This is a genomic window from Citrobacter sp. Cpo045 (genome assembly GCF_030332875.1).
Taxonomy (GTDB): Bacteria; Pseudomonadota; Gammaproteobacteria; order Enterobacterales; family Enterobacteriaceae; genus Citrobacter; species Citrobacter portucalensis.
Genome location: NZ_JAOWGZ010000086.1, coordinates 30,545 through 46,551, shown reverse-complemented (window position 1 = coordinate 46,551; position 16,007 = coordinate 30,545). Strand labels below are relative to the sequence as shown.

Here is a 16,007-nt window from a genome sequence, read left to right as displayed (position 1 = left end):
GATTAACCAAACTCGCGCAGGCGGTGCGCCATTTTACGGAAGAAGGACTCCTGGCTTGCATCACGGTCCTGCTTACCGGTAATGACAACGGTAGCCGTTGTCCCGGCAGGCCACAGAGTTCCCTGCTGTTCATCAAGGCGGATTCGCACCGGTACACGCTGCGCCAGGCGCACCCATTCCAGATTTGAATCAATGGTCGCCATACCTTTTGCATCCTGCGTACTGCTGGCATTTGTTACCCCCGCCGCCACGCTATCAACGGTGCCTTTTAAGACATTATTACTGCCCAACGGGGTGATCTCAGCGCGATAACCAGGGCGAACGCCTTCCAGTTTGGTTTCTTCCATATAAGCCAGCACATAGAAAGAATGCTGTTTGACCAGTGCCACCGCTGTGGAACCACGCGTAATAAATTCGCCGCTATAAACGTTCAGGTTAGTGACCCAACCGTCTGCTGGTGCGCGAATGACGGTACGTTCCAGATCTAATTTTGCCAGGTCGCGGGTCGCTTGTGCTTTCGCAAGCTGGTGTAATACGGTTTGCAGGACGTTGTTTGACTGGTCAATCTCTTCACGAGACATGGCCTGCACGCCCAGGCGGTTACGACGACCAGCCTCCTGGCGTTTTTCCTGGGCCAGAACCTGATAATAAGAAACATCAGCTTCGGCCTGCTCAAGGGCTTTCTTATAGCGTGGCTGATCGATGGTGAACAGAATCTGATCCTTTTTCACCAGTTGGTTATCATGGACGTTAACGTTGGAAATAAGACCCGCAACATCCGGCGCAATAGCGACAACTTCCGCGCTGAAACGCGCATCACGTGTCCATGGCGACTCGGTGTAATACACCCATGCGCGAAAAATAGCGATGAAGGCCAGAATGACCAGTACGAGAGTCGTGGCCGTACGGGAGAGTTTTTTTGTTAGTGTTTTCACTTCAACCTCAAACGAACAGGCGCGTTATTAAATAGAACAGGCAGCAATACAGCGCGGTGTTAAACAGAGCCGGATGCCAGACAAAATCATAGATGCCGGTTGGAACCAGCATCCGGCGCACCAGCCAGAAAATCGCCAGTGACAAAAGTAATTCGAAAAAAATCGGTGGGAAGGACAAACCAAACACCACGATAACGGGAAACAGACTCATGTTGACCTTGGTAACTTAAGAGAGTGCAGGTGATAGATTTTCTAGCGTATGTCACCGCAGAGAAGGGCAAGGATGAGCCAGGCGAGAGCGACATAGCTGTTATTTGAATAATAATATATTAACGTAACTGTTATGCTGTTATCTATATTATGTGATCTAAATCACTTTTAAGCCAGAGTGAACAATGGAACGATTAAAACGTATGTCGGTGTTCGCCAAAGTCGTCGAACTGGGCTCCTTCACCGCCGCCGCAAGACAGCTACAAATGAGCGTTTCATCGATAAGCCAGACGGTCTCCAAACTGGAAGATGAGCTACAGGTTAAGCTGCTAAACCGCAGTACACGCAGCATTGGGCTGACCGAAGCCGGTAAAATTTACTACCAGGGCTGCCGGAGAATGCTGCACGAAGCGCAGGATGTTCACGAGCAGCTTTATGCCTTTAACAACACGCCCATCGGCACACTGCGCATTGGTTGTTCTTCAACCATGGCACAAAATGTCCTCGCCGGATTGACCGCGACAATGCTGAAGGAATACCCCGGTCTGACGGTAAATCTGGTAACAGGCATCCCGGCCCCGGATTTAATCGCCGATGGTCTGGACGTGGTTATCCGCGTCGGTGCGTTGCAGGACTCCAGTCTGTTCTCGCGTCGCCTGGGTGCCATGCCGATGGTAGTCTGCGCGGCTAAAAGCTATCTCGCACAGTTTGGTGCCCCGGAGAAACCCGCCGATCTCAGCAACCACTCGTGGCTGGAATACAGCGTGCGCCCGGATAATGAATTCGAGCTTATCGCTCCGGAAGGAATTTCCACCCGCCTGATCCCAGAGGGTCGTTTTGTGACTAACGATCCGATGACATTGGTGCGCTGGCTGGCTGCGGGTGCAGGCATTGCCTATGTGCCGCTAATGTGGGTGATCAATGAGATCAATCGTGGCGAAGTGGAGATCCTGCTCCCCCGCTACCAGTCGGATCCGCGTCCGGTCTATGCGCTGTATACCGAAAAAGACAAACTGCCGCTCAAGGTCCAGGTGGTGATTAACTATCTGACGGAGTATTTTGTCGATGTAGCGCAGCTTTTTCAGGGGATGTACGGCCGGGGAAAAGAGAAATAAAAAGAGTATTGGCCGGATAAGGCGTTGACGCCGCGTCCGGAAAGATGCCCGATTGCACTGGTGCTTATCGGGCATACATCATGATGTTATGCAGTACCACCCACCGTCAGGTTATCCACCTTCAGCGTCGGCTGGCCCACGCCCACCGGCAGGCTCTGCCCTTCTTTACCGCACACACCAACCCCGTTATCCAGCTTCAGGTCGTTACCTACCATTGAAATCTGCTGCATCGCTTCGATACCAGACCCAATCAGCGTCGCGCCTTTCACCGGTTTGGTTACTTTACCGTTTTCAATCAGATACGCTTCAGACGTCGAGAACACGAATTTCCCGGAGGTGATATCCACCTGGCCGCCGCCGAAGTTAGGCGCATAAATGCCGTATTCAACGGATTCGATGATTTCCTGCGGCGTGGATTTCCCCGGCAGCATGTAGGTGTTGGTCATGCGTGGCATCGGCAGGTGCGCGTAAGATTCACGGCGACCGTTACCCGTTGGCGCGACGCCCATCAGGCGCGCGTTCAGTTTGTCCTGCATGTAGCCTTTCAGAATACCGTTTTCGATCAGCACGTTGTACTGACCCGGTGTGCCTTCATCATCAATAGCCACAGAGCCACGACGGTCCGCCATTGTGCCATCATCCACAACGGTACACAGTTCCGACGCCACCAGCTCACCCATGTGACCGCTGAATACCGAGGTACCACGGCGGTTAAAGTCACCTTCCAGACCATGACCGACCGCTTCATGCAGCAGAACGCCAGGCCAGCCAGCGCCGAGTACTACCGGCAGCGTACCAGCAGGCGCTGCTACCGCGGACAAATTAACTAACGCCATGCGTACGGCTTCTTTCGCCCACGCGTCAGCACGGACTTCACCATCAAGGTCGCCAAGGAAATAGTCATAGCCAAAACGACCGCCACCACCGCTGGCACCGCGCTCGCGCTTACCGTCCTCTTCGACCTGTACGCTTACGGACAGGCGTACCAGCGGACGAACGTCAGCGGCCAACGTACCGTCGGTCGCTGCTACCAGGATCAGTTCATAAACACCGGTCAGGCTGGCGGTTACTTCCTGGACGCGTTTGTCGGCGGCACGGGCCACGCTATCAACGCGACGCAGAATATCCAGTTTCTCTTCGCGGCTCATGCTCTGTAACGGATCAACCGAAGTGTAAAGCGCCTGATGCTCAACCGCTCCCAGCGTTTTTACTTTGCCGTCACCGCTGTCACGCACGATAGTACGAGCAGCATGAGCACTTTGCTCCAGCGCCAGCAGGCTGATCTGGTCTGCATAGGCAAACCCTGTTTTTTCGCCGCTGATGGCGCGCACGCCAACACCCTGATCGATATTGTAAGAGCCGTCTTTAATGATGCGGTCTTCTAAAACCCAGGATTCGTGATAGCTCGACTGAAAATAGAGATCGCCGTAGTCAAGACGGCGTTCGGCCAGTTGGCCCAGAATGGCAAACAGATCCTGATGTTTCAGGCCATTCGCCGCTAGCAATTGTTCACTTACCAGGTTCAGACTCATCGTTTTGGTTACTCATTTAATTCTGCCGGATGGCGGCAAAAACGCCTTATCCGGCCTACGTTGTTAGGCTACTGTAGGCCGGATAAGCGCTGCTCCATCCGGCAATACTATGTACTGAGATTGGGGCAATTACTCGCCCCCGTCAAATCATTGCTGGCTTTCTTTGCGCGGCTGACGCAGAACTTCGTTAATCTGCGGTTTATCGACCGGACCGGTGATGCGATAGCGCAGAATCGAAACTTTGCTCCACAATGGCCCCAGAACCTTACTGGCAGCAAACACCGCCGCGCCGACAATCGGGTTGACAGCAAACGCAGCGGCAACCCCTACGGTGGCAGAAATTTCAGGCGCGACAATGGCTTCCATATCCAGCTCCCGACGGACCAGGTTCACTGAGCCTTTCATCGCAATGTCTGCCTCCAGACCATCCACCAGCGTGTCGTCGGTATGCATCACACCATCTTTGATCCACGCCGTGCTGCGAATCGAGTCGAAATAGAAACCTTCACTGAAGGTATCGCTAAAATCAAAACGCAGTTTACGTAGCAACGCATCAAAGCTCAGCAGTCGCAACAGTTGCCCCGCATGCCCGGTACTGAGTTCGGTAAGCTCACCTTTGCCCAACCGGGTACGCAAAATCCCATTCAGCGATGCTTCGTCCGGATCCCACGGCGGGTTACGCCAGTGCAGGTCATACTCCACGTTGAACGAAGAATTACGAATCGGGGTCGATACGCCAAAGAAACTGGCAGCGGAGTCAATTTTACTGCCGCTCAGTTTACCCTTCAGTGACGTTCGCTCTTTGCCCGGCGCATTCACCCAAACGCCATCGGTGGTCAGTCTGGCAAAGCCCGTATCCAACAGACCGTTGCTCAACGTTAGCGTGTCGCCTTTAATTGCTACATCGGCATCAATGCGCCCATATTTCTGTCCCCACATCCAGCACTCGGCACAGCGTAACTGAAGGTCCGGCCAGCCGCGGAAGCTGAAGTTGTCCACGGCGGAAAACGGCGAGGCTGATGTGTTGCCCGGTGACGCTTTCGCCGCGCTGGGGTTGTAATAAAGATACTTAATATTGGCCAGCCATGGCGCATTATTGCGCATCGCCAGCGTGGCGTTAATTTCACGACCCTGCGCCTGTACGATGGAGCCATTGCTCGCAGGCTCAGACACAATACTCAAATTATTCCACTGCTGACCGCCCAGGGATAACGATGGCGTACGCACGGTGATGCGTTGTGGGAAGTTGGCATTAGTGCCAACGTTATCCGCTGCGCCTTTTTGGAACAACGCCAGCCATTGCGCGCCATCCATAGGGGGAAGATTAAGCTCAATGCCTTGCTGATCGGGTAACGCGGGCACGGTACGGCTTTCCGACGTCCAGATAGCGCGGTCAAGCGTCAGTTTCTGATTCAGCAGCCAGCGGCTGTTAAAGTGGTTCTTACTGCCAGCATTACCGGTCAGTTCAAAGCTGCGCAGATTGCCGCTGGCCTTAACATTCACCGGCAACGCTTCACCGGGCGCCTTATTCAGCGGAGCAGGTAAGTGACTACTTACATTCTTCAGATCACCTTTTAGCTCAATGTCGTAGGTCGGCCCGGCATGATACGGAAGATCGATACCCACTTTGCCATTCCACGCCATGCTGCCACTTAACGCATCGTTGACCTGCGCCGGTAAAATCCCCATGCGGGTTGGCTGCCAGTCGCCTTGCAGGTTCACGGCTACCTGATAGGCTTTCGCCCCTTCGGTGGTAGAGAAGTCGACGTTCAGCGGCTGATTAAACCAGTTCGCCGTCATCGGCTCGCTCTTCAGATCGCCGTTGATAAAGCTGAATTTACCATTCAAATTCTTCAGCGTGCTGTCGAGTGGTTTAATAAACAGACTGTTATTACGCAGGTTGACGTCGCCTTTGGCGGTAACCAGCGAGCCGTCTAGCGGAATATCAAGATGTAAGCGAGCATTCACATCGCCGTCAATTTGCAACTGTTCCAGCGTGGCACCGAGAGAATCCTTCAACGGAGTCTCATCAAAATAAGGTCCAACCGCCTTGCCTGGCCCGTTGATATCGGCATCAATCAGTAGCTTTTCTTTTGCATAGTCGGGAATATTGGCCGTCAGGTTACTGGCCTTCACACCGCCTAAATTGACACTATCCGTCTTCATCCACAGGCCATCGTTAATGAAGTTTAGTTCGATATTAAGATCGGTTAGCGCAGGCCAGTCGGGCTGGAAAGCAAATTTCGCATTGCGTAGCGGCACCAGGACCTGAAACTGCCCTTCATTGTGCAGATACGGGAACAGATTCGGGTTACCGCCATACACCAGCGTGGCGTTATCCGCCTCGCCGCCTTGAATAGCGCCGCTGAGGTAGTCAACCAGATCCTTACCCATCAGGTTTTCCGGGAAATAACGCCAGGCCTGGGAGCCATCGTCGGTACTGATACCGGCCAGAATGCCCAACCATGGCTCATCATCAGCCGGTTGCAGATAGCGAAAACCACCGCGCGCATGTACCGCTTTCGCTTTAACATCAATGTTGCGCCCGTCTAACTGGAAGCCTTTATCATTCTTCAGCCAGCTTAGCGTCGCCACGCCGTTCTCTATTTCCAGCGGCGCACGGAAGACGGTTTCATACGGCATTTTTGCTTGTTTCATGGAGGCGGTGAGCTCCCCATTTTCAACGCTTCCCGCAAGCGTACCGGAGAAATGTTCTGCCCCCGGCAGCAGCTTCCACTGTTTCCAGGCCAAATCGGTCCACGAGGACAGGAATCGGGTTTTTTCTGTCGCCTGTAACGGGATATCCAGCGCAAGCACATCTATTTTGCCGCTGGGTTGCGTGGCCCGCCAGATATCACCCAGCGCAGGCGATAGCCTGGACGCCATCGGACGCAGTCCTTCTAACCCGGCCAGTTCCAGATTACTGGCGCGAATGCGTAGCTCATCACTGCGTTTGTTATTCTCGCCACCGACTTCCTGCTCAGGGATCCAGGCCAGCGTTAATGCCCCGCTCGGCCAGGGCTTATCATCCATGGTGATACGCGTATCGGGAATAGAGAATTGCCAGCCCGGCTCTTCACGGCTGATGTGCGCCGTCAGATTATCGACGGAAAGCGTATGCGTACGATTTTCACCCAGCCAACTTGCCCCGCCTTTTTTCAGCCAGACATCACCACCAGAAACGACGCCTTTGCTGATCGTCATCCATGCTTCCAGGCTAAAACGCGCGGTTTGTAGCGCGACATTATCCTGCATCCATTTGCCCAGCCATGGTTTGACGTCGATGTCGTCTGCCTGCAGCCAAACTCGACCGTTATTCAACAGCCCTTCGTCATCACGCAGATCCATACGCACCTGCATAATGCCGTGCTGTCCGGTCAGGCTGGAGAGGCTGACCTGACCCTCGGCGCGATGGCGATTTTTACCATTCAACCAGGTAAGCTGGGGGATCGCCAGTTCAGCACGTTGACCTGAGAGGGTTATAAAGCTGATATGGCTGTCGCGTAGATCGAAATGATCAAACTGACGCAGGAAGAGATCGCTGAGATGGCCGGTTTCAATCCCATCTCCGCCTTCGCTGCGCTGGATAGGCGTATTGGTGCGCAACTGCAGTTGCCAGAAGGTGAGATCGCGAAACTGCCAGCGCATGTGCAGCAAACTTTGCCAGACATCCAGCGCCAGCGTGACGCGTTTTACCGAAAATTCTCCCCCATCTTTCAGCTGCGCATGGATATTGCGCGCTTCAAGCGTAGGACCGAAATTTTGCCAGCTGGCAGAAAGCTGGCTAGCGGAAACAGGCAGACCTGTGGCGGATTCAATCTTGCCAAGAATGGCCGGACGCCAGCTATCAAGATGAGGTAACGCAAGGCGCAGTCCACTGACCAGCAGCGCTGCGATGACAACGAATGCGGCTCCAGTGAGCAGTAAAATCCCCGGCAATCGCCTCACGCGCCTCTCCTTGTCTACCAAAAAATATGACTCACACCCCTTGAGTGAATATTGCCGGATAACGGCGCTTGCGCCTTATCCGGCTTACATGCGCGGGTGCCACTACACGATTTACATCATGACGACGTCGAACTGCTCCTGGTTATACAGCGGTTCGATTTGTACTTTGACCTGTTTGCCGACAAAGATCTCAACTTCCGCCAGCGCATGTGACTCTTCACCTTTCAGGGTTTCAGCCACTGCCGGAGAGGCATAAACCAGGAAACGATCGGAGTCATATGCATGGTGTACGCGCACGATTTCGCGCATGATTTCATAGCATACGGTTTCCACCGTTTTCACCGTACCACGCCCATGGCAGGTCGGACACTCGTTGCACAGTACATGTTCCACGCTTTCACGTGTGCGTTTACGCGTCATCTCCACCAGGCCCAGCTGTGAAAAACCGTTAATGCTGGTTTTTACGCGATCCTTGCTCAGAGCCTGCTCCAGGGAGTGCAGCACCCGGCGACGGTGATCTTCATTATTCATGTCGATAAAATCGATAATGATAATACCGCCGAGGTTACGCAGACGCAGCTGACGAGCAATGGCCTGCGTTGCTTCAATATTAGTATTAAAGATAGTGTCGTCGAGATTACGATGCCCAACAAACGCGCCGGTATTGATATCGACGGTGGTCATCGCTTCGGTTTGATCGATGATCAGATAGCCGCCGGACTTCAGCTCAACTTTGCGTTCCAGCGCGCGCTGGATTTCATTCTCAACGTCAAAGAGATCAAAAATAGGCTGGCGCCCGCTGTAATGTTCCAGCTTGCTGGTCATCTCGGGGATATATTCCGCCGTAAATTCCAGTAACGCCTCATAGGTCAGACGGGAGTCGACGCGGATGCGGTCAAGCTGCGCATCGGCAAAGTCACGCAACACGCGCTGTGCCAGTGCCAACTCACCGTACATCTGGTAGCGCGTTTGTGGGCGCTTTTTACGCTCCATGACTTTCGTCCAGACGCGCTTCAGGTAGGCAGCATCCGAGGCCAAATCCTCCTCGCATACGCCTTCCGCCGCCGTACGAATGATAAATCCACCCTGCTCATCGCAGTAATCCGCCACCACTTTTTTCAGGCGTTCGCGTTCGGTTTCGCTTTCAATACGTTGGGATACGCCAACGTGCGAAGCACCCGGCATAAAGACGAGATAACGGGAAGGCAGCGTGATGTCCGTCGTCAGGCGTGCGCCTTTAGTTCCCAACGGATCTTTTACCACCTGCACCATCAGATCCTGACCCTGGCGCACCAGTTCAGAAATGTCGCGTACGGTGAACTGTTTTTGTTCTTCACCCGCCACGCATTCGGTGTGCGGCATGATGTCAGAAGCGTGAAGAAATGCGGCTTTATCCAGTCCAATATCTACAAAAGCCGCCTGCATACCCGGAAGTACACGACTTACACGACCTTTGTAGATATTGCCTACGATTCCGCGTCGCGCCTCACGTTCAATATGAATTTCCTGCAGAATACCACCATCGATGTAAGCCACCCGAGTTTCCGATGGCGTTACGTTTACCAACAATTCAGCCGTCATGTTTATCCCTTTTCTCACGCAGTGCGTTAAAATTGGTCAGCAACTCATACGTTTCTACCAGCGGTAAGCCGACTACGGCGTGATAGCTGCCATTTATCTTCCTGACAAAACAGCCACCCAACCCTTGAATACCGTATGCACCTGCTTTATCCATTGGTTCACCGCTGGCAACATAGCCCGCGATGTCCTCATCGGTTAGTGCTCTGAATGTCACTTCCGTCACTACCAGGCAGTCCAGACTGTGCTGGCGATCGGCCAGTGCCACGGCCGTCATAACTTGATGCGTTTTGCCCGACAGTTTGCGCAGCATTGCTGCGGCATGGTCGGCGTCGTGCGGTTTTTCCAACACTTCGCCATTAAGGATAACGATGGTATCCGCACCCAATACCGGCAAATCGCGCTGGGCCAGCGCTACGCCAGCCTGCGCTTTTTCGCGCGCAAGACGGGAAACGTACTGCTGCGCGCTTTCCTGCGGGTGCCGCTGTTCTTCAATCCCAGGGACCAGTCGTTCAAACGTAATACCAAGCTGAGCGAGCAACTCCTGACGACGTGGAGAACCTGAAGCAAGATACAGAGTATTCATATCAACCTTATTGCACCGCAAACTGCTGACGGACTTTACGCATCAGTAAGAATAGCCATGGCCAAAGCACACCATTCACTACACTACTCCAGAACACTTCAGGTCTGAAAGAGACGTTGATCACTAAAAACTCGGCCCAGAAAACAATAATATCCACGACCAGTGATAACAACATGACCACCAGCGCCTGTTGCCAGAGCGCGAGGTTTCGGAATAGCTGGAATTTCAGCGCGACCAGATAAGCAATGATACTCATCGACAATGCGCGCACGCCAAGCGTGGAGCCGCTGATGAGATCCAGTATGGCACCCACCACAAATCCCGTGCCCACATTTACGCGATGCGGCAGCGCCAGGATCCAATACAACAAGATGAGCAGCACCCAGTTTGGCCGGAAAACCAGAATGTCATCCGGCCAGGGCATGACTTGCAGCAACAGTGCAATAAGGAACGAGAGCCAAATCACCCAACGTCCCTGGCTACGATAGCTTGCCACTTACTGTCCTCCCGGCTTACGCGGAGCAGGTTGTGGCGGCGTGGTATCTGCGGGCGCTGGAGCCACGCCTGTTGCAGGTGCAGGCATTGGCGCAGGCGGTCCCATGGTATCTGGTGCAGGCAGAACTTGCGGCATCATTTGCATCAGACGTTCATTCGCAACGCGGTGTACTTCTTCCGGCGTCATCGGGTTTGCGCCATTACGATCGGCACCCCACAACAGCAGCAGATAGCGCAGACGCTGCAGACCCGCAGTCGGGCGAGCCTGAATCACGGTATATGCGCGCTGAGTGTCCAGCTTAACGGAAGAAACAACAGCAACCGGATAACCTTCAGGGAAACGTCCACCCAGACCCGAGGTGACCAGCACATCGCCAACGCGAATGTCGGTGTTAGCCGGCAGGTGTTCGAGCTGAAGATCGTCGGTGCAGCCGTTACCCGCAGCGATCACGCGGATATCATTACGCAGTACCTGAATGGGCAGCGCATGCGTCGCATCGCAAATCAGCAGCACGCGGCTGGTCAATTTAGCCACCGCCACGACCTGACCTACTACGCCTTTGTCGCTAATAACCGGCTGGCCTTCGTAGACGCCGTTAACGCTCCCTTTGTCGATCACGACCTGATCGCTGTAAGGGTCATTAACCGTTGAGATGACCTGCGTCACCATCTTTTGTTCGTCCTGACGCAATGGCGATCCCAGCAGCTCACGCAAACGCGCATTTTCCTGTTTGTATTGCCCCAGCATCAGCAGTTCGCTGTTTTTCAGCAGCAGTTCCTGACGCAACGCCCGGTTTTCAAGTTCGAGTTGGTCACGCGAAGCCAGCGTTTGCGACACGCCGTCGAGTAATTCACGAGGACCATTTGAGATAAAGTAGAAAGGACTGACGGCGGTATCCATGTACGTTCGGATTTGACTAAACGTACCCAGGCGGCTGTCGGCAATAATAACGCCGAGCGCCACCAGCACCGCCAGAATAAGGCGAATCTGTAGCGACGGGCCACGGCTAAAAATTGGCTTCATAGTCTATGCGTATTCTCGTATCAGAGCGGAAGGGCAACCCGCGGGGGCTACCCAACCTGCATCCGATTACTCTTCGCTGAACAGGTCGCCGCCGTGCATGTCGATCATTTCCAGCGCCTTGCCGCCGCCGCGCGCCACGCAGGTCAGCGGATCTTCAGCAACAACAACTGGAATACCGGTTTCTTCCATTAACAGACGGTCAAGGTTACGCAGCAGCGCACCGCCACCGGTCAGCACCATACCGCGTTCGGAGATGTCAGACGCCAGTTCCGGCGGGCACTGTTCCAGTGCAACCATTACTGCGCTTACGATACCGGTCAGTGGTTCCTGCAGAGCTTCCAGAATCTCGTTAGAGTTCAGGGTAAAGCCACGCGGAACGCCTTCAGCCAGGTTACGACCGCGAACTTCGATTTCGCGCACTTCGTCGCCCGGATAAGCGGAACCGATCTCGTGTTTAATACGTTCTGCGGTCGCTTCACCGATCAGTGAACCGTAGTTACGACGAACATAATTAATGATGGCTTCATCGAAGCGGTCGCCGCCAATACGGACAGAAGAGGAGTAAACCACGCCGTTCAGGGAGATAACGGCAACTTCAGTGGTACCACCACCGATATCCACAACCATTGAACCGGTTGCTTCAGAAACTGGCAGACCCGCACCGATCGCGGCCGCCATCGGCTCTTCGATCAGGAAGACTTCACGAGCACCTGCGCCCTGAGCGGATTCACGGATCGCACGGCGTTCAACCTGAGTTGCTCCAACCGGTACACACACCAGTACGCGCGGGCTTGGGCGCATGAAGCTATTGCTGTGCACTTGCTTAATAAAGTGCTGGAGCATTTTTTCAGTCACGAAGAAGTCAGCAATAACGCCGTCTTTCATTGGGCGAATTGCAGCGATATTGCCCGGCGTACGACCCAGCATCTGCTTCGCATCATGACCTACTGCAGCCACGCTTTTCGGCGAACCGGCACGATCCTGACGAATGGCCACAACAGAAGGCTCATTCAATACGATGCCTTGTCCTTTTACATAAATAAGGGTATTCGCGGTACCCAGGTCAATGGACAGGTCATTGGAAAACATGCCACGAAATTTTTTCAACATACTAAGGGATAATCCTGAAAGCTGGGGCGGAAAACAAAATCCGCTTACTTTACCAACCACACGCAGCAGCGACAAGGCGCAAAAATCATCTGCTACGGTGAAAATTAGTGCAGTTCGTTTCCTTTGTTACAAAACCGGCCTGAGTCCATCAGGGCTGAATAAATCAGCAGCACTCCTCGCTTTTGTTTGCAACCTGTCAAAGGTCATTCACCTGCATGTTTGCTGTTACAACCTGGCGAGCAGGCAAGCACACCCCCAGAAGGCACAGCGCGCGTTATTCTACGTGAAAACAAATTAAACGGCAGGTTAAACCGAGTATCTTTGCGAATATTTTTTCACGTTAGTGTCAAGTGGTTGTGATGCGGCAAAAAAATCTCCTTGCCCACCCGCAACTCCGCGTTCTGTCAGCGTATGCCACTCACTACGCGAACGTACGCCCGTGGCGTAAACCTGCGTGGGTGTTCCCGAACAGGCCTCCACCAGGCTTTGAACCAGAAGCTGATTTTCCGTTCGCTTATCAATGTTCCTCACCAGACTTGGATGAAGCTTCAATAACTCAACGTTAAGCTCTTTGATCCAACTGGTGCTCACCAGCGTTAACCCCGCCTGCGTAACGGCAATACGCACGCCCAGCGCATTCATCAATCTGATGACGGGCTGTAACCGGCTGATATGTTGACAGACATCTGCCTCAGCAAGTTCAATAATTATGCGTTTGCGTAATGATTTTTCGCACTGCATCAGCGTATCACGCAGCCAGCGCTGAAAACGTGGACGAATAAGCGATTCAACCGTTGTCTGCATCGCCAGATTTTCCTGCGGCCAGTAGCCCAAAAGCAGGATCAGACGGCTTATCTGCAAACGGTCATATTCTTCTGCCAGACCAAATTGCAGGACCATCGGCATATATTCCGCCGAAATGACCTCTTCGTTGCCATCAAAAATTCGGCACATCAACTCCCGATGGTGCACCCGGCCTTCACGCGTTACTGCAGGCTTTTGATAAATTCTCGGCCCGCCCCGGCTGAGCATCTGTTCGATCAGCGTTCGCCAGCGTACGTTGCCCCGACCTTTTTCCGGCAGCGAGTCATCATAGACCGACCAGCTATTTCCGCCCTGCAATACCGAATTCCGGGTGGCGGCTTCAGCATGATCCATCACTTGCTCCGGCGACTGACCGCTGCGGCAAACGCAAATGCCAATATGAACCATATCGGCACGATCGATCATTTTATTAGCCGGAAGTGCATCTACCGCTTTTAATAATTGCCCGGCGATACTTTCCGCCTCTTTCAGCGTACGGTGCGGCAGCAGGATAGCAAAATCGCTACGGTGGTAGCGCGCCAGCAACGCGCCCGGATAGCGCGTCATAAAAGTCGACAACAAATTGATCAGCGTCGAGATTTGTTCTTCCGCGAGAGTGATTCCCCAGCTATCGCGCAGCAGCGTAAAGTCCGGCAGGCGCACCATCATCACGACGCCATGCGAGCCTACTTTTTCCTGATCTTCCAGCAGCGTGGCCAGTTGGTTATCAAAGAACAAGCGGTTGCTTAGCCCGGTTTTTGTATCCTGCGCGACATAGGAACGAATCAGCGTATCCAGGCGGCTGCGTTGCTCGCGGGCATTTTGAATTTCAGTCAGCAGCATATCGAGCGCACTGCTGGTACGCGCAGGCCATTCATAGACCGTTCCCCGCACGTTCGGTCCACGTTCGCCGTTCAGAATACGCGTAGAACGGATCTCCAGCAGCTCCTGACCCGAAAGCTGACGCTGAAGCCAGCGCACAGACAAAAAGAGCATCAGAATAATGAAAGCAATGGCTATCGTGAGCGGTGCGGTGGTCAGTAGCGAATGGAAATAGTTACCCATTGGATCCTGATAAACCAGACGCAATGACATACCCGGATGCTTGACCAACGGTACGGTAATCTCGCGGTAGAGATTGTTTGTCCCTGCCGGTCGGTAGCTGCTGGTGCGTGAGTGGTCATACACCACGTTTCCGCCCTGCAACAGTTCGATGCGCACGATATCAACAGAAACCATCAGTTCATCGATTTGCGGGGTTAACGCAACGACATCTCTGGAGACCAGATGCGTATCAATCGCCGTCGCGACCGCATGAACGCGCGTGGTGAACTTATATTGAATAGCGTTGTAGAAACTCAGCGAACAGCCGATCAGAGTCACGAAGATCGTTAACCCAGTAAGCAGCGTGACAAAAGCTGAAAATTTCGTCGTTAATCGCATCCTTGTGTTAACTCCGACAGTTATGAAACAGGCCTGAAAGTGATAAATCGACTCTAAAATGCAAAACTGACCGCAAAATCCGCCAATTTATACAAACTGTGAGGGCATACTACCAAATCAGGTATATCTGGCAATTTATTGCGCAGAATCGGCATCATGTTTTGATTAGCGAGTATAGTCTTCATTATTAATTTTCCAATCCACTATACGAATTGAGGACAGGTTATGCAGGCTTTGATCTTAGAACAGCAGGACGGAAAAACCCTCGCATCCGTTCAACCCCTCGACGAAAATCAGCTACCGGAAGGCGATGTAACGGTGGATGTCCACTGGTCAAGCCTGAACTATAAAGACGCCCTGGCTATCACCGGCAAGGGAAAAATCATTCGTAATTTTCCGATGATTCCTGGTATCGATTTCGCTGGTACCGTGCGTGCAAGCGAAGATCCCCGTTTTCATGCGGGTCAGGAGGTTTTACTGACCGGTTGGGGCGTAGGTGAAAATCATTGGGGTGGACTGGCAGAACGCGCACGCGTGAAAGGCGACTGGCTGGTTGCGCTGCCAAAAGGGCTGGATGGACGTAAAGCCATGGTCATCGGTACCGCTGGCTTTACCGCCATGCTTTGCGTCATGGCGCTTGAAGATGCAGGAATTCGTCCGCAAGACGGTGAGATCGTCGTCACTGGTGCCAGCGGAGGCGTGGGCAGCACAGCCGTTGCGTTACTGCATAAGCTGGGTTATCAGGTTGCGGCGGTTTCGGGTCGTGAAAGCACCCACGACTACCTGAAAAGCCTGGGCGCTAATCGTGTTCTTGGCCGCGATGAATTTGCTGAATCTCGCCCGCTGGAAAAACAGCTGTGGGCTGGCGCGGTGGATACCGTTGGCGACAAAGTTCTGGCGAAAGTCCTCGCGCAGATGAACTACGGCGGCTGCGTTGCCGCCTGCGGTCTGGCGGGCGGTTTCGCTCTGCCAACCACGGTGATGCCATTCATTCTGCGTAACGTTCGTTTGCAAGGAGTGGACTCGGTGATGACCCCGCCGGCACGCCGTGCAGAAGCCTGGGCGCGTCTGGTTAAGGATCTGCCGGAATCTTTCTATGCTCAGGCGGCAACGGAAATTACGCTGGCGGATGCGCCGAAGTTCGCCGATGCCATCATCAATAACCAGGTGCAAGGCCGTACGCTGGTGAAGGTGAAGTAACAGACCCTGGCGCAGAAATTTACACTT

At 53.5% G+C, this 16,007-nt stretch carries 12 protein-coding genes; 2 read left to right on the top strand and 10 right to left on the bottom strand.

Annotation, left to right across the window (positions count from 1 at the left end; genetic code table 11):
• Window positions 1-2: 2 nt before the first annotated feature.
• The gene (gene aaeA, locus OGY13_RS06780) at window positions 3-935 is read right to left on the bottom strand and encodes a p-hydroxybenzoic acid efflux pump subunit AaeA (RefSeq protein ID WP_003828814.1); all 933 of its coding nucleotides are present in this window, start codon (window positions 933-935) and stop codon (window positions 3-5) included.
• 7 nt (window positions 936-942) lie between these two features.
• A complete protein-coding gene (aaeX, locus tag OGY13_RS06775) occupies window positions 943-1,146 on the bottom strand; it encodes a p-hydroxybenzoic acid efflux pump operon protein AaeX (protein WP_003828816.1) in 204 nt (67 codons plus the stop codon).
• A gap of 184 nt (window positions 1,147-1,330) precedes the next feature.
• Between aaeX and aaeR the strand changes: the two genes are divergently transcribed.
• The gene (gene aaeR, locus OGY13_RS06770) at window positions 1,331-2,260 is read left to right on the top strand and encodes an HTH-type transcriptional activator AaeR (RefSeq protein WP_008785957.1); all 930 of its coding nucleotides are present in this window, start codon (window positions 1,331-1,333) and stop codon (window positions 2,258-2,260) included.
• A gap of 86 nt (window positions 2,261-2,346) precedes the next feature.
• On the opposite strand, the gene tldD is transcribed toward aaeR, so the two are convergent.
• From tldD to csrD, 8 genes are all read right to left on the bottom strand, one after another.
• Window positions 2,347-3,792, bottom strand: a complete 1,446-nt coding sequence (tldD, locus tag OGY13_RS06765; RefSeq protein ID WP_003025183.1) for a metalloprotease TldD — start codon at window positions 3,790-3,792, stop codon at window positions 2,347-2,349.
• 147 nt (window positions 3,793-3,939) lie between these two features.
• A complete protein-coding gene (gene yhdP, locus OGY13_RS06760; RefSeq protein WP_213752419.1) occupies window positions 3,940-7,740 on the bottom strand; it encodes an AsmA2 domain-containing protein YhdP in 3,801 nt (1,266 codons plus the stop codon).
• A 111-nt stretch (window positions 7,741-7,851) separates the two neighbouring features.
• A complete protein-coding gene (rng, locus tag OGY13_RS06755) occupies window positions 7,852-9,321 on the bottom strand; it encodes a ribonuclease G (RefSeq protein WP_003025190.1) in 1,470 nt (489 codons plus the stop codon).
• Window positions 9,311-9,904, bottom strand: a complete 594-nt coding sequence (locus OGY13_RS06750; RefSeq protein ID WP_048215443.1) for a Maf family protein — start codon at window positions 9,902-9,904, stop codon at window positions 9,311-9,313. The genes rng and OGY13_RS06750 overlap by 11 nt, the downstream gene beginning before the upstream one ends.
• 7 nt (window positions 9,905-9,911) lie before the next feature.
• Window positions 9,912-10,400: a rod shape-determining protein MreD gene (gene mreD / locus OGY13_RS06745; RefSeq protein ID WP_003025196.1), complete on the bottom strand. Its 489-nt coding sequence runs from the start codon at window positions 10,398-10,400 to the stop codon at window positions 9,912-9,914.
• Window positions 10,401-11,423: a rod shape-determining protein MreC gene (gene mreC, locus OGY13_RS06740; protein ID WP_003828827.1), complete on the bottom strand. Its 1,023-nt coding sequence runs from the start codon at window positions 11,421-11,423 to the stop codon at window positions 10,401-10,403.
• Between the two features lie 66 nt (window positions 11,424-11,489).
• Complete coding sequence (gene mreB, locus OGY13_RS06735; RefSeq protein ID WP_000913396.1) at window positions 11,490-12,533, bottom strand: rod shape-determining protein MreB; 1,044 nt, start codon at window positions 12,531-12,533, stop codon at window positions 11,490-11,492.
• A gap of 306 nt (window positions 12,534-12,839) precedes the next feature.
• Window positions 12,840-14,780 carry an RNase E specificity factor CsrD gene (csrD, locus tag OGY13_RS06730; RefSeq protein WP_048236872.1) on the bottom strand — a complete coding sequence of 647 codons (1,941 nt, stop codon included), beginning with the start codon at window positions 14,778-14,780 and terminating at the stop codon, window positions 12,840-12,842.
• A 225-nt stretch (window positions 14,781-15,005) separates the two neighbouring features.
• Between csrD and acuI the strand changes: the two genes are divergently transcribed.
• Entirely contained in the window at window positions 15,006-15,980 is a 975-nt protein-coding gene (gene acuI / locus OGY13_RS06725; protein ID WP_048236873.1) for an acrylyl-CoA reductase (NADPH), read from the top strand.
• Window positions 15,981-16,007 lie beyond the last annotated feature (27 nt).